This is a genomic window from Nitrospira sp. Ecomares 2.1, assembly GCF_965152585.1.
In genome coordinates this window covers 1,349,145-1,362,769 of record NZ_OZ224219.1, presented here as the reverse complement: position 1 = coordinate 1,362,769, position 13,625 = coordinate 1,349,145, and the positions used below count along the sequence as shown (strand labels likewise).

Annotated in this window: 12 protein-coding genes; 8 read left to right on the top strand and 4 right to left on the bottom strand. The window is 49.2% G+C overall.

All coding sequences use genetic code 11. The features are described 5' to 3' along the window. Window positions 1–125: 125 nt before the first annotated feature. Window positions 126–959 (top strand): hypothetical protein, encoded by an 834-nt coding sequence (locus ACWHYD_RS05935; RefSeq protein ID WP_447964989.1) that lies wholly within the window; start codon window positions 126–128, stop codon window positions 957–959. Window positions 960–1,890: 931 nt separating this feature from the next. Here ACWHYD_RS05935 and ACWHYD_RS05930 read toward each other — a convergent pair. From ACWHYD_RS05930 to tldD, 4 genes are all read right to left on the bottom strand, one after another. Continuing rightward, window positions 1,891–2,451: a lysophospholipid acyltransferase family protein gene (locus ACWHYD_RS05930; RefSeq protein WP_447964988.1), complete on the bottom strand. Its 561-nt coding sequence runs from the start codon at window positions 2,449–2,451 to the stop codon at window positions 1,891–1,893. A 194-nt stretch (window positions 2,452–2,645) separates the two neighbouring features. Next, window positions 2,646–3,146 (bottom strand): hypothetical protein, encoded by a 501-nt coding sequence (locus ACWHYD_RS05925; RefSeq protein ID WP_447964987.1) that lies wholly within the window; start codon window positions 3,144–3,146, stop codon window positions 2,646–2,648. Window positions 3,147–3,238: 92 nt separating this feature from the next. Then, window positions 3,239–4,609, bottom strand: coding sequence for a TldD/PmbA family protein (locus tag ACWHYD_RS05920; protein WP_447964986.1), 1,371 nt, complete (start codon window positions 4,607–4,609; stop codon window positions 3,239–3,241). Window positions 4,610–4,646: 37 nt separating this feature from the next. Beyond that, complete coding sequence (gene tldD / locus ACWHYD_RS05915) at window positions 4,647–6,074, bottom strand: metalloprotease TldD (RefSeq protein ID WP_447964985.1); 1,428 nt, start codon at window positions 6,072–6,074, stop codon at window positions 4,647–4,649. Window positions 6,075–6,294: 220 nt separating this feature from the next. On the opposite strand from tldD, the gene ACWHYD_RS05910 reads away from it, so the two are divergent. The 7 genes from ACWHYD_RS05910 (at window position 6,295) to ACWHYD_RS05880 (ending at window position 13,615) form a co-directional block, all read left to right on the top strand. After that, window positions 6,295–7,080 (top strand): isoprenyl transferase, encoded by a 786-nt coding sequence (locus ACWHYD_RS05910; protein ID WP_447964984.1) that lies wholly within the window; start codon window positions 6,295–6,297, stop codon window positions 7,078–7,080. Between the two features lie 80 nt (window positions 7,081–7,160). Beyond that, window positions 7,161–7,970, top strand: a complete 810-nt coding sequence (locus ACWHYD_RS05905) for a phosphatidate cytidylyltransferase (RefSeq protein ID WP_447964983.1) — start codon at window positions 7,161–7,163, stop codon at window positions 7,968–7,970. Window positions 7,971–8,003: 33 nt separating this feature from the next. Next, entirely contained in the window at window positions 8,004–9,173 is a 1,170-nt protein-coding gene (locus ACWHYD_RS05900; RefSeq protein ID WP_447964982.1) for a 1-deoxy-D-xylulose-5-phosphate reductoisomerase, read from the top strand. 24 nt (window positions 9,174–9,197) lie between these two features. Next, complete coding sequence (gene rseP, locus ACWHYD_RS05895; RefSeq protein WP_447964981.1) at window positions 9,198–10,589, top strand: RIP metalloprotease RseP; 1,392 nt, start codon at window positions 9,198–9,200, stop codon at window positions 10,587–10,589. Window positions 10,590–10,676: 87 nt separating this feature from the next. Then, a complete protein-coding gene (locus ACWHYD_RS05890) occupies window positions 10,677–12,398 on the top strand; it encodes a proline--tRNA ligase (RefSeq protein WP_447964980.1) in 1,722 nt (573 codons plus the stop codon). 235 nt (window positions 12,399–12,633) lie between these two features. Beyond that, window positions 12,634–13,089 carry a bifunctional nuclease family protein gene (locus ACWHYD_RS05885; RefSeq protein ID WP_312642969.1) on the top strand — a complete coding sequence of 152 codons (456 nt, stop codon included), beginning with the start codon at window positions 12,634–12,636 and terminating at the stop codon, window positions 13,087–13,089. Between the two features lie 55 nt (window positions 13,090–13,144). Beyond that, window positions 13,145–13,615: a bifunctional nuclease family protein gene (locus tag ACWHYD_RS05880; RefSeq protein ID WP_312642971.1), complete on the top strand. Its 471-nt coding sequence runs from the start codon at window positions 13,145–13,147 to the stop codon at window positions 13,613–13,615. The last annotated feature ends 10 nt before the right edge of the window (window positions 13,616–13,625 follow it).

The following is a 13,625-nucleotide window of genomic DNA, read 5'->3' as shown; positions in this document are numbered from 1 at the left end:
GCATCAAGCATAAAATATAAAGAATTAACGCTTGACCCTAAAACTAAAACTTTCCAAAACGCCCTAAATTAAGAGGACTGAAAAAGCAGAAGAATTAAATCATTTGAAATACCAGTTGAAATGGCATGTCTTTTCTTAATTCTTTGACTTTATTATTTCGTGAATTTCGTTTATTAAATCCACAGAATTACTCTACACCTAAGGCAAACTCTACGGAAAATCATCGCGAGCTTTATCTTTTAGCCAAAGAGGTCTTTAAGGAAGAACAGGAACGACTCAATCGAATCGATGAAAAAGCTACAAGATATCTATCAGCGCTTACAGTTATCATTGGTACATGGGGATTTTTTGCAAAATGGATATTTGAGAGTACGCTCCCGCCAAAAAATTCCATTGAATGGGCATTAGTAATCCTAGCACTTTTTTCGCTTATACTTCTTTTCATCGCTTGGTGGAATGCGCTCCAGGTTCTACGCAATAGTCAATTACAAAAAATCCCTCTAACGGAGGAAACGATTAAATGGTTTGGCGAACATTCATTACCAAATATTTATCGGGGAATGACAGAAGGCATTAGAAAAGCCAAAGAAGTAAATCGGCAAGTTGGAAATAAAAAATTACGGAAGCTATCCCTGGCGTTCAGTTTAATAATGATAAATGGAATTGTTATGTTATTTTTATTACTAATTTTTGGAATTCACACATGGGAAAGTAAATCCCGTATTTCTCACCCGCAAGAACCTGAAAAGGTTGAAAGGAAAGGCCAAATGGCAATAACAAAGGGGCACGCACCTCAACCATCAGAAATTCCAGAGTCCAATCCTTCCCAAGAACCAGGGAAACCACAAGAGCCAAAGATTGATCCTAATCTAATTCCGCCACCTTTTGAGACCGTTACAGAAGGCTTTGATCCCCTAAAACTCCCAAAGGGCACCACTCACCTAACCAGGGAAAAGTGAATTGTGTTCCCATTGAATTAACTGAAGGGGAGGAATGTTTTTGCGTCCTCCCCTTCTCTCGGTTTATACATATGAAAAAGAAAAGCTCTCAAAAGCTTGATGTTCTCCTTAAAAAACTCCACTCGGTTTTCTATCTGAATTCAACTCCCTATCCTTCTGTGAGCGCAGCGAATTGACCCTCCCGTGGTTTGCGTCCGCCTACTTTGATGAGGCCCATCGGGGATGACCATGGGTTTGGATCTTTTTTCCGAAACAAAAGAACCTCGGCTGCCGGGCCGCAACCCGCCAAAACTTCATTGGGTTATACTCAATAGTCTGCCAAAGGGAATCTAATTTGGAATGATATCGGATGGATACCCATTTACACCTGCGGGTATGACAGAGTTGCAAAGGATCGAAACCATCGTCGCTGACCACACGATGAACGTCGGGGGAAATCTAGCCCAGTCTAAAATACTCCGTGAAACTCCCTAAGCCCCCCATATCCTCAGCTTGCCCCTGTCAAACGCCTTCCGCCCGGCCCTGGTGGTGGACGCTCTCATTAACCGGCGGGCCTTGTCTGAGCCCTTCGAAAACTCAGGGCAGGCTCCGCGAGTGGTTACTGTATAATTAAAGAAAGCCTTGTTTCAGCAGACTCCCCTGGCCTTATGATGTGGCCGCGCAGTGCAGCCGACCCCGGAGAAAAGGCGCGCATTGTTTGAGCCTTGCGAGTTTGCGCGCCACCGGGGTCGGCGAACCGCGCAGGGAACCCGAAGGGCCACAGCATGGCCAAGATGGTTTTGGCTACTTTTGCCGAAACAAAAGTGGCTCGGCTGCCGGGGCGAAACCCGGCAAAACTTCAATGGGGATTCCCCACCATTTATTAGCGAGGAGCTATCTTGGGAGAAAATGGAATACTCGCCCCCACCGAGAACGGTAGGGCAAGTTAGCTTCAGCAGACATCCGAAAGAATACTTTCTCTCAACACTTCAATCTGCTTCATAATTTCCCTCGTACACAATTGAAGGGATTCCTTCCGCGGACGAACCTCTTGAGGAAAGAGCAGTGGTTTCCCATACTTAATCCTGGCCTTACTCGGAACCAATAGGGTTTTAACCATCGACGTCACCGAATGGGGTCCGTCCCAGACAATGGACGCCGGAACCACAGGTGCACCGGACTTGATCGCCAGATAGCCCACCCCCAAATGCCCCGCATCTAAACGATGCCGATCCAATCCGCCTTCTGGAAAAAGGCCGATCACCTCCTGCGCTGCCAACCCCTCTAACATCGTGCGAATTGCACGAATATCCCGCTTGCCTCGTTGTACCGGAATACAACGAAACGCTCGAAATACCCAACGAATGTGCGACTTGGCATAGATCTCATTTGCCATCAAAAATCGAATAGGACGTCCTGCTGTGGCCAATAACACCAATGGATCCCCCATTGAAGTATGGTCACAGACAATCAACGCCGGTCCGTCTACCGGAACCGGGAATCGCTTTGCCACCACACCATACATAAGCCGACAAACCCAGGAGTTTAATCGATGCAGGGAAGAATAGACGAAGCCCGAGTGTGTCGCTGGAATTTTCAACGATGAAGAGGAAAAAGGCCGGTGAGTCGGTATAGAAGAATGTCCCTCCATGCCCTTACTGTTGAAAATAGGCACAAGAGACCTGCGAGAAGCCTGACAAAAATAACTTAGGTAGTGGGTTTTTTTGCGTGAGATGGACTTTTTGTGGAGTCGTCAGAGGCATTAGCGGCTTCAGTAGATAGTTCTCCTTCCTCAGATGATTCTGCCTCGGCCTCGTCATCGCCCTCTTCTTCCGGCTCTTCAAACCAATTGACGAGCATGTCCTCCCACCAGACCGCATCGACTTCCGAACCCGGATCTTCTCCAAAGCCAGCCACCTGGTCTTTGGTAAAATTGGGATCAATAACCGTGGGCTTAAACAATGCCCGGTCAATCACTTCCTTCGTGGCAAAACCTCCCACAATCCAAGAAGGGACATCCGCCCTGCGGGATTTGTACATTTGCAGCCCGACCTTGAGATAGAGAAATGCCTTGCGTTGATCTTCGTCTTTCAACCCCGATGGGGGTAAGCTTAAGGTCTTTTCAATTTTTTTTCTCCATTCCCGGTCATTGTACCGGGAGGTGATCAACTGGAGAACTTTGGCTCCGTCCTCTTTTTCCAGTGGCATCCTAACTCCTTATGGGCCTGCGGCCGTTTTCTGTCTTCATGAAATGGATAGGTATCGATAGACCCTTGAATGAGTTCTTGTCGTGTATTTCTCTAATGACCGGCAACCATCATTTTCCGAATTTTGACGGTAGGACTGGCCAACCGGCCACGAAATTCTAAATCATTCCCGACCATTTCAATATCCTTCAAGATCTGTTGTAAATTCCCGGCAATGGTGACCTCCTCCACAGGATGGGTCAGTTCTCCATTTTCAACCCAAAACCCTACTGCTCCCCTTGAATAGTCTCCGGTGACAAGGTTGACGCCAAACCCAATCAGATCCGTAACGAATAACCCCCGCTTCATTGACTTGAGAATTTCTTCCGGTGAATAGGAGCCTGGCGAGAGATATAAATTCGTGGCACCCACTGTCGGATTTTCACCCACGGATCGTGACGCATTGCCGGTGGATGCCATTCCCAGTTTTCGTCCAGAATACGTATCTAACATGTAACTCGACAGCACGCCTTTATCGACCACCAGGGTTTTTCTCGTGGGTAACCCTTCACCATCAAAAGGTCGAGACCCAAGCCCTCCGGCTAATCGACCATCATCGATCACGGTCACTAAATCTGAGGCAATAGACTTTCCGAGTTGTCCCAACAGAAATGAGGCCCCCTTATACAGGGAGTAGCCTGAAACCGCTGAGGAAATATGCCCTAGGAGGCCTTTGGCCGTTTCCGGATCAAAGATCACGGGAACTTCTTGCGTCGTAATGGTTCGACTGCCTAGCCGCCGCAGGGTTCGGCGAGCTGCCTCCTGTCCGATCTTTTCCGGGCTCTCTAATTCATGAAATTTCCGTTTCACGGAATACCAATAATCCCGCTGCATGCCGCCATTCTGGCTGTCCAATGCGATGGGCGACACAGAGAGTGAGTAAGAGGAACTGGCGTACGATCCAATAAATCCATGGGAATTCGCCAACAAAATCGACCCATAACCAGCCGAACACTCAGCCCCTTCAGAATTGGTGATTCGGGTATCAGCGGAAAACGCGGATTGTTCGGTTCTCCTGGCCAGGTCTATTTCCTCATCAACTGTCAATTGCCGATCATCTTTCATATCCATGTCGGGGATATCGGCTACCATGTGATCCGGCGCCGGCAGTCCTGACGTTTCGTCTTCAACCACAGCCCTGGCCAAACTACATGTGTCACTGACTAAACGATCCAACGAGGCTTTGGAAAAATCCGATGTTGAAGAACTGGCTGAACGTTTGCCAAAAAACACCCGAATCCCCAAGACCTTCTCACGGGCTTTGGAGAGGCGGTCCACTTCTGACATCCGCACCTGCACCGAGACTGAATCACCTTCAGCCACAAGAAGATCCGCTTCTGTCGCCCCCAAGGCCTTGGCTCGCTTGAGAACCGTGTCCGCCAATTCCGGGAAACGGTCACCATGTATGGTTGACAGATTTGACATTATTAAATGGAGAAAAACAAAACGGAAGGGTTATCCATCAGCCCATCGCCGTGCCACCGACGATCATTTCATCGATTTTAATGGTAGGAAGTCCCACGCCGACCGGAACCGATTGCCCATCTTTTCCGCATGTACCGATTCCTTCATCCAATTTCATATCATGTCCGACCATCGAAACTTTCTTGAGAACATCAGGACCGTTCCCAATCAACGTTGCGCCTTTGACCGGTTTGGTCACCTTCCCATCTTCGATCAGATAAGCTTCGCTGGCTGAAAAGACGAATTTTCCACTGGTGATATCAACCTGCCCTCCCCCAAACGAGACGGCATACAACCCGTTCTTCACCGACCGGATGATATCCTGCGGATCGGATTCTCCCGCTAGCATGAAGGTATTGGTCATACGTGGAAGAACAATGCTTCTGAAATCTTCCCGTCTTCCATTCCCTGTTAACGGGATGCCCATCAAGCGGGCATTGAGCCGGTCCGTGATATAGCCGCGCAAAATACCTTTTTCAATGAGCATGGTTCGTGACGTCGGCGTCCCCTCATCATCGATGTTCATAGATCCACGCCGGAATGGGAGCGTCCCATCATCCACAATGGTGCATAATTCGGATGCGACGGACTTTCCGACTAAGTCACTAAAGGCTGAGGTTTTGCGACGATTGAAATCCGCTTCTAACCCATGCCCGATCGCTTCGTGAAGCAAAATGCCAGGCCAGCCCCCACCTAACACAACCGGCATGGTGCCAGCCGGAGCTTCGACCGCGCCTAGATTAAGAATCGCCTGACGTGCAGCTTCCCGCGCAAACTCCATCGCGCGGTTCTGCTCCAGGTAGAAAGCAAATCCGACCCGTCCCCCTCCTCCAAATGACCCAACCTGGCGATTGGATCCATCTTCAGCAATGCAGGTAATCTGAAGACGAGAGAGAGGCTGCACATCTCCCACCAGCTGCCCTTGGGAGTTAATGACTAAAAATATTTTCTGTTCCGTGTTAAAAGACGCCATGACCTTGGTTATTCGCGGATCATAACGCCTGGCTTCCACGTCTATTTTATTCAGTAAGTCAACCCGGGCTTCGGTTGTAATATCGGTGAGCGGCTGAGACAACGGGTAGAGATTCTGTGTTGGTTGAGAACGATGGGTGACGGCTATAGGGTTGTCCCCTTGAGGAGAATCCGCAATATATCGTGCCGTATCAGCGGCAATTTCAAGATCTCGCACAGACAGATCATCTGAATACGCAAACCCTGTTCGTTCACCAGCCACCGCTCGAATGCCTGCCCCCTGGGAAATACTTTTGACCGCGCGCTTGACCAGGCTTTCTTCCATAGAAACGGAATCGGTCACGCAGGACTCGACATACATGTCCACGTAATCCACATCGCGAGCGATGGCCTTATTTAAGGCCTGGAGGACATCTTTTTCTTGGAGGGCAAAATCTGAAAGGCTGGGTACCATAAACCTCAATTACAACAAATTACGTATCAAAGAAGGAAAAACTGGAGTATAGCCCATCTCCTAGGTGGGCGCAATTTCCGGTGAAAGTTCTGCCCGCAATTTGACAAGAATCGGTTTCATTATTAGACTGAAATTATTGTGAAATTTTGCTAGTTTCTAAAACCTTTCAACTGAATTGCAACGCGGTTCTCACCCTCACAATCGGTTTCAACACAATTCAATGGATGACTTTCACGCGGTGGATGCAAGGCAAGTTGCTGAAGGGGAATTGCTGGATCAACTTGACCTCACCTCCCTTCCCCGACATATCGCGATCATCATGGATGGCAATGGCCGATGGGCCGCTCAACGAGGATTGCCTCGAATTGCCGGTCACAAAGAAGGGCTTCGTGCGCTCCAGGACGTTCTGGAAATCGGGCATGAACTCAGGATTCCCTATATCACTATCTATGCATTTTCCCAGGAAAATTGGAAACGTCCTCATTCTGAGATTCGACTCCTCATGGGGTTGCTTGAGCAGTACCTCAATCAAGAACGCCAACGGTTTCAAGAGCGACAGGTACGATTCCTGCCGATTGGACGGCTTGAACAACTGCCGTCTTCCGTCCGGTCTCTGGCCTTAGAAGTAGCGGAAGAAACCCGCCATTTAACTCAGCGCACTCTGGCCGTCGCCCTGAGCTATGGAGGACGCACCGAAATTGTCGATGCCGCTCGAAAAGTTGCGATCGAGGTTCAGATGGGATCGCTCACACCAGACCAAATTGATGAGTCCTTATTTGAGCAATATCTCAGCACATGGGGTCTCCCTGATCCCGATTTGCTGATTCGCACTTCTGGAGAAGCGCGAATCAGCAACTTCCTTCCCTGGCAGATTGCCTACACGGAACTCTATTTCACCAAAACCCTGTGGCCTGATTTTCGTCGCGCTGAGACTCTTCTTGCCTTACTCGATTATCAAAAACGGGAGCGTCGTTTTGGCCGAATCACTCAAACCGTTTCGCCATAACACGGGCTGTGGCCATCCCGCATTCCTAATACCCTACTTCTTGTTCATCTAACCCACTGCTAATTGTACTCCCCTAAACAATGGATCCCCGGAGACTCTACTCAGCCATCGTATTTATTCCTTTGCTCTATGCGGGAATACGCTATTCTCCACCCTGGCTGCTCTCCATCCTGATTGGGGGCGCTTCCCTCCTTGCATTGTGGGAATTTCTCACGCTCTACTTTGGACGGACCGGCACCCTTATCCCCAAGGTGATCTCCTGCCTTTGTGCGGTCATGCTCCTTGTCGCTATGTATACCGGCTACTCCCTCGCCTTGAATCCTTGGTTCTTGGGAATCGTTGGGGTCATTTTGACAGGATTTTTCATATCTCCGACCACCATGAGACAACGTCTCCCCTTATGGGTGGCTTATCCCTTTGGGATCCTCTATGTTGTGGTTCTGCTCGGGCATTTCATACTCCTCCGGCAACTCCCTCATGGAATCGCCTTAATCTTTTTTGTCTTAGCCATCACGTGGTTGGCTGATACCGGTGGATTTGTCGTGGGTTTATCTCTTGGACGACATGCCCTGGCTCCAACCCTGAGTCCTAAAAAAACAATTGAAGGCTTGTTCGGAGGAATTCTCTTTTCCGTACTGGGAGCTCTCATCAGCCACTTTTGGTTTCTCCCCTTTTTCTCGCTGGGGGAATGCGCTATTCTCGGCATGGGGATGGCCATAATCGGAACCCTTGGTGATCTTGCAGAATCCGCGATCAAACGTAGCGTGAGTGTCAAGGACTCAGGCACAATCATTCCAGGACATGGGGGAGTGTTAGATCGTGTGGATAGCCTGCTCTTTACCGCCCCGGTCATTTATTACTATGCCTTATTCACGGGATCAAACCCATAACCAGACTGTACGCAACCATAGGGAGAGAATCTGGTGAAACACATCGTCATTTTAGGATCTACCGGGTCGATTGGGAACAGCACCTTAGATGTGATCTCCAGATTCCCTGAAGAGTTTCAAGTCGTCGGTCTGGCCGCCGGCTCAAATGATCAGGCCCTTGAGGAACAAATCCGCAGCTTCAAGCCCGACGTGGCTGCGCTCTTCTGCCAGGATGCCGCCAACCGATTGCGAGCACGGATGGGACGCACGTCAACTGAAATTTTGGACGGAGAACAGGGGCTTTGCGCCGTCGCCAGTGCATCGAAAGGCGATTTAGTGATTTCCGCTATCGTCGGGGGGGCAGGACTCAAACCAACATTGACAGCCATCCAAGCAGGCCGGCAGGTTGCCCTCGCAAATAAAGAGCCAATGGTCATGGCAGGTCGATTAATGCAACTGGAAGCCCACAAACATCACGTGACGATTTTTCCCATCGATAGCGAACATAGTGCTATTTTCCAATCGATGGAAGGCCACCGGAAGGTCGACATTCGCCGGATCGTGCTAACGGCTTCCGGCGGACCATTTTGGGATTGGCCCATCAATGACCTCGAACACGTGACACCCGAACAGGCGATGCAACACCCCAATTGGAAAATGGGAGCTAAAATTACCACCGATTCCGCCACCTTGATGAATAAAGGCCTGGAGGTGATTGAAGCCCGATGGCTCTTTGATATCCCTCAGGATCAAATAGATGTCATCATTCACCGAGAAAGTATTATCCACTCTTTGGTAGAATATTGTGATGGGTCAGTCATTGCGCAATTAGGCCACCCGGATATGCGAACACCAATCTCCTATGCTCTCAAATACCCGGAACGCATTCCCTTGAATCCCCCACTCCTGGATTTAGGGAAAATCGGAAAGTTCACGTTTTATCCAACTGATTCGGAAAAATTCCCGTGTCTCCAGTTAGCCTACGACGCCCTGGCAGGAGCGGACGGGCTTCCAGCCACATTAAACGCCGCAAATGAAATTGCCGTGGATGCCTTCCTCAAGGAGCAGATTGCCTTTTTGGATATACCCAGAGTGATTCAAGAAACCATGAATGCCTATAACGCGACTCCCGTCACATCCATTGAAGACACCTTAGAGATAGACCAATGGGCCCGACGAACAGCCACGGAAATGATGAAAGCCTGCTCTACTTCACCTCTATGAATATCAACCCACGATTACACATCCATGAATAACCTCCTGGCGTTTTCTCCTGATTCCATTTTCCTATTCGGGCAAAAGTTATGGTGGTTCCTGGTCGTCCTGGGAGTCCTTGTGACTTTTCACGAATACGGACATTACCTGGCCGCTCGCTGGGTGGGAGTGAAGGTCCTCAAATTTTCCATCGGGTTTGGACCCAAACTGATTGGTCGCAAGATTGGAGATACAGAATATCTCCTGGCAGCCATTCCTCTTGGGGGATATGTCAAATTATATGGAGAAGAAGGGTCAGAGGCGGTTTCAGCTGCTGAACAACGTGAATCCTTTATTCACCAGTCGCTTCCCCACAAAACGTTGATTGTGGCGGCTGGCCCCGGCTTCAACTTTATCCTCAGCTACCTGATCTTTACGGGAATGCTGGCCTTAGGGTCACCGCTGTTTGTTCCCAGCATCGACAACATCACCCCGGTCATTGAAGCGATCATCCCGGACTCTCCGGCCGAAACTGCCGGATTACACATCGGTGATCGCGTAATTCGGGCTAACGAAGAAGACATCTCGACCCTGGGTGAACTCTACGAACAGGTGGGCAAAGCCCATGGGCGTCCCGTCACCTTGGATGTTATTCGTGGAAATAGCGTGAAAACGCTGATCATCACTCCAAGCGTTCAAATGGTGCCTGATCGCCCGGACGAACCTCAATACACCTTAGGGATCGAGGATCATGCTCCACTAGTCGGAGGAGTCATGCCAGACACGCCTGCCATGGCTGCGGGTCTTCAACAGGATGACCGAATTATCCAAATTAATGACACACCGATTGCCACCTGGTCTCAGATGACCGAGATCGTACGCAATCACCCTGGAACCCCTCTCGAGGTACAGGTCGAACGCGGAGGGCAGACGGTGTCACTTCGCATCACCCCTGAAGGCCAAACCAGCACCTCCCCGGATGGAGAAACAACGTCTATTGGCCGCATTGGCGTCAAACTAGCCGGCGCGGGTACGGTGCTCAAGAGTACGTCTCTCTTCCTCGCACCTTGGGATGGCCTCAAGGCGACATGGAAATGGTGTGAATTAACCGTTATGGGGCTCTATAAGCTCGTAACTGGAGAAATTTCATCGAAACACCTGGGCGGACCGCTCATGATTGCCACCGTGTCCGGCGAGCAGGCCCAACAAGGCATGGCCAGCGTCGTGTGGCTTATTGCGATTTTGAGTATTAATTTGGGAATTTTAAATTTGTTACCCATTCCCATTCTTGATGGAGGCCATCTATTCTTTTTTGCCTGCGAAGCTATTTTAGGTCGACCTTTAGGGGATCGGTCGAGAGAAATGGCCCAACAAATTGGCCTGGTATTGTTGGTCTTCCTGATGGCCTATGCGACCTGGAATGACATTAGTCGACTTCTGCAATAATTCTATCCTGTTTAACGTCTACTGCCTTTCAAGCCCTATGAATCTGCCTTGCGGCTTTTTTCCTCAACCATATAACCAGGTGTCTTCATGCGTGTATCAGAATCCTTAATCCCAACGATGCGACAAGATCCGGGTGAAGCCGAGGTGGTCAGTCACCGACTTATGCTTCGCGCCGGAATGATCCGGAAAGTCGCAGCCGGTATTTATTCCTACCTTCCCCTTGGATTGCGGGTCATTCGGAAAATCGAGGCCATTGTTCGGGAAGAAATGAACCGGACAGGAGCTCAAGAACTTTTACTTCCGATTCTTTCTTCGGCCGAGCTGTGGAAGGAAACCGATCGCTGGGATTTCTACGGAAAGGAACTGTTCCGATTACAAGATCGTCATGATCGAGACTTTTGCCTGGGCCCCACTCACGAAGAAGTTGTCACTGATTTATTCCGTCGAGAGGTCAGTTCCTATCGTCAATTGCCCCTTACCCTTTATCAAATCCAAACAAAGTTTCGTGATGAAATTCGGCCACGGTTTGGCATTATGCGAGGGCGTGAATTCATCATGAAAGATGCGTATAGCTTTGATCAGGATGCGGAAGGAGCCAAACGTACCTATCAAGGCATGTACGACGCCTATTGCCGTATTTTTTCTCGCATGGGCCTCGAATTTCGTCCGGTGGAGGCCGATACCGGCTTGATCGGGGGCATCTCTTCTCACGAATTCATGGTCCTAGCCAATACCGGAGAGGAACTCATCGTTTTTGATCCGGATACACAATATGCTGCCAATGTCGAGCGAGCTGAGATTGCTCCACCCACCATCGGGAAGCGTGACGCCCCACTACCGTCAGAAAAGGTTTCCACACCCAATGCCAAATCAGTTGAAGAGGTATGTGCCCTACTTAACGTACCTCCTTCCCGTCTGGTGAAAACCCTCTTGTATCAGACTGGCACGGATGAGATAACCGCAGTCCTGATTCGAGGGGACCATCAAGCAAACGAAATCAAAATTCAACGACATCTTGGTATTCATGAATTATCCCTGGCGACTTCTGAAATGATCGCCCGCTTCACAACAGCCCCAATCGGCTTTGTCGGACCAATCGGTCTTCAGAACGTTCGAATTCTGGCTGACCATGCCGTGGCTGTCTTGAGCAACTTCATTGTCGGTGGGAACGAACCGGACGTCCACTTCATCCATGTCAACATCGATCGGGATTTTTCCATTGAGAGCATAGGAGATTTTCGCCAGGCCCAGGCAGGTGATCCTTCCCCGCGTGGGGGCAGTTCGCTGCAAACGGCAAGGGGAATCGAAGTAGGTCATATCTTTTTGCTAGGGACAAAATATAGTGAAAAAATGGGCGCAACCTACCTTGACGACCAGGGTCAGACGCTCCCCGCTATCATGGGATGCTATGGCATTGGTGTCAGCAGAGCAGCGGCAGCAGCCATTGAACAGAACCATGACGACAAAGGTATTTGTTGGCCCATGCCCATTGCCCCCTTCCATGTCCACATTCTTTCCGTCACGGCATCAGACAACGTACGTCAAGCCTCCAATCAGCTCTACCAGGACCTTTCCAAAAACGGGATAGAGGTGTTGCTTGACGACCGTGAGGAACGAGGTGGTGTTAAATTTAACGATGCGGATTTGCTAGGCATTCCGTTCCATATTATCCTTGGGGATAAGGGCCTGGCACAGAACACCATTGAAATCAAAGACCGTAAAACTGGCGAAAAGCATCACATTTCCCGTGAGGAAGCATGTGAGTGGATAACCGCTACAGTCAAAGCGAAACTCGAATTCCAGGCATAAACAGCAAGGAAGGCAGATCAAATGCAGGCTGGTTACCGATGTCCTTCTATGCATGATATAATTCTTTGAAACCCTCATCCTCTCTTCTGGGGAGGACAAATGACGGGATATCAACCAAGAGCATGATGAGATTGGAAAGCCCTTATTTTCATTGACAAAAGATCTCATTGAATGCTACTTTTCTAGGTTTGATTTTCAAGTGAAAATCACTTTTTATCTATGACTGGCATATCGAATGTTGAATCAAATGAACGTCAGGGGTCTTTTATTTGACCCCTATAATAACGCCTATATTGTCATCCTGAGAGATGAACAAAATTCGGATATGCTCCCTATTTGGGTTGGGAAAGCCGAAGCCAGCGCGATTAGCTTTGCCTTGGAGCGGATAGCTCCTCCAAGGCCAATGACCCATGATCTCATGAAAACGGTGCTTGATAATATGGATGCCAAGGTTATCAGTACGGTTATCACGGATCTGAAAGACAATACATATTTCGCTAAAATCCATCTCCTCTTTGGAGACTCGGAATTTACGGTTGACTCTCGGCCAAGTGACGCAATTGCCGTGGCTCTTCGTACGGATGCCCCAATTTTCGCATCAGGAGAAGTGCTCCATAAACAAAACTCGGAAGAATTGGAACGATGGCTGGAAAACCTCAAGCCTGAGGATTTTGGCAAATCAGATGTTTAGCTGATGTTCATGAGGCCATCTGAAATAGTAACGATTAATAGTGAGTGTGCGGGTGATGACTGAAATAAACACATTAATTCCGTTAAAGGTCCATGGGGTCCTGGTCGATCCGAATACCGATACACAGATTGTGGTCTTACGGGATGAAAAAAACTCAGAGGTTCTTCCCATATGGGTCGGTACCGCCGAAGGGACATCGATCCGGTTGGCGTTGGAGAACGTCATCCCACCACGCCCCATGAGCCATGACCTTATTTGCAGCTTTGCCTCGCACCTTGGCTTTACCCTAAATAAAGTGGTGATCACAGAAGTCAAAAATAACACCTATTTTTCCACGCTATTTTTATCCAAAGATGATTTGGAAAAATCGATCGACTCAAGGCCGAGTGATGCGATTGCCCTGGCTCTTCGATGTCAATGTCCAATCTACGTCACCCCTGAAGTCTTGGAACGTCGCGGCGGAGAAGATTTGGATACCTGGCTTTCCAAACTCGATCAAAAAGGATTAGAGCAGACTGATATCTAGGCATATAATC

Excerpts from the sequence above, each read along its gene's own strand:
- ACWHYD_RS05935 (WP_447964989.1), top strand. The coding sequence starts at position 126 with ATGTCTTTTCTTAATTCTTTGACTTTATTATTTCGTGAATTTCGTTTA.
- ACWHYD_RS05925 (WP_447964987.1), bottom strand. The coding sequence starts at position 3,146 with ATGCCACTGGAAAAAGAGGACGGAGCCAAAGTTCTCCAGTTGATCACC.
- ACWHYD_RS05920 (WP_447964986.1), bottom strand. The coding sequence starts at position 4,609 with ATGTCAAATCTGTCAACCATACATGGTGACCGTTTCCCGGAATTGGCG.
- tldD (WP_447964985.1), bottom strand. The coding sequence starts at position 6,074 with ATGGTACCCAGCCTTTCAGATTTTGCCCTCCAAGAAAAAGATGTCCTC.
- ACWHYD_RS05910 (WP_447964984.1), top strand. The coding sequence starts at position 6,295 with ATGGATGACTTTCACGCGGTGGATGCAAGGCAAGTTGCTGAAGGGGAA.
- ACWHYD_RS05905 (WP_447964983.1), top strand. The coding sequence starts at position 7,161 with ATGGATCCCCGGAGACTCTACTCAGCCATCGTATTTATTCCTTTGCTC.
- rseP (WP_447964981.1), top strand. The coding sequence starts at position 9,198 with ATGAATAACCTCCTGGCGTTTTCTCCTGATTCCATTTTCCTATTCGGG.
- ACWHYD_RS05890 (WP_447964980.1), top strand. The coding sequence starts at position 10,677 with ATGCGTGTATCAGAATCCTTAATCCCAACGATGCGACAAGATCCGGGT.
- ACWHYD_RS05885 (WP_312642969.1), top strand. The coding sequence starts at position 12,634 with ATGTTGAATCAAATGAACGTCAGGGGTCTTTTATTTGACCCCTATAAT.
- ACWHYD_RS05880 (WP_312642971.1), top strand. The coding sequence starts at position 13,145 with ATGACTGAAATAAACACATTAATTCCGTTAAAGGTCCATGGGGTCCTG.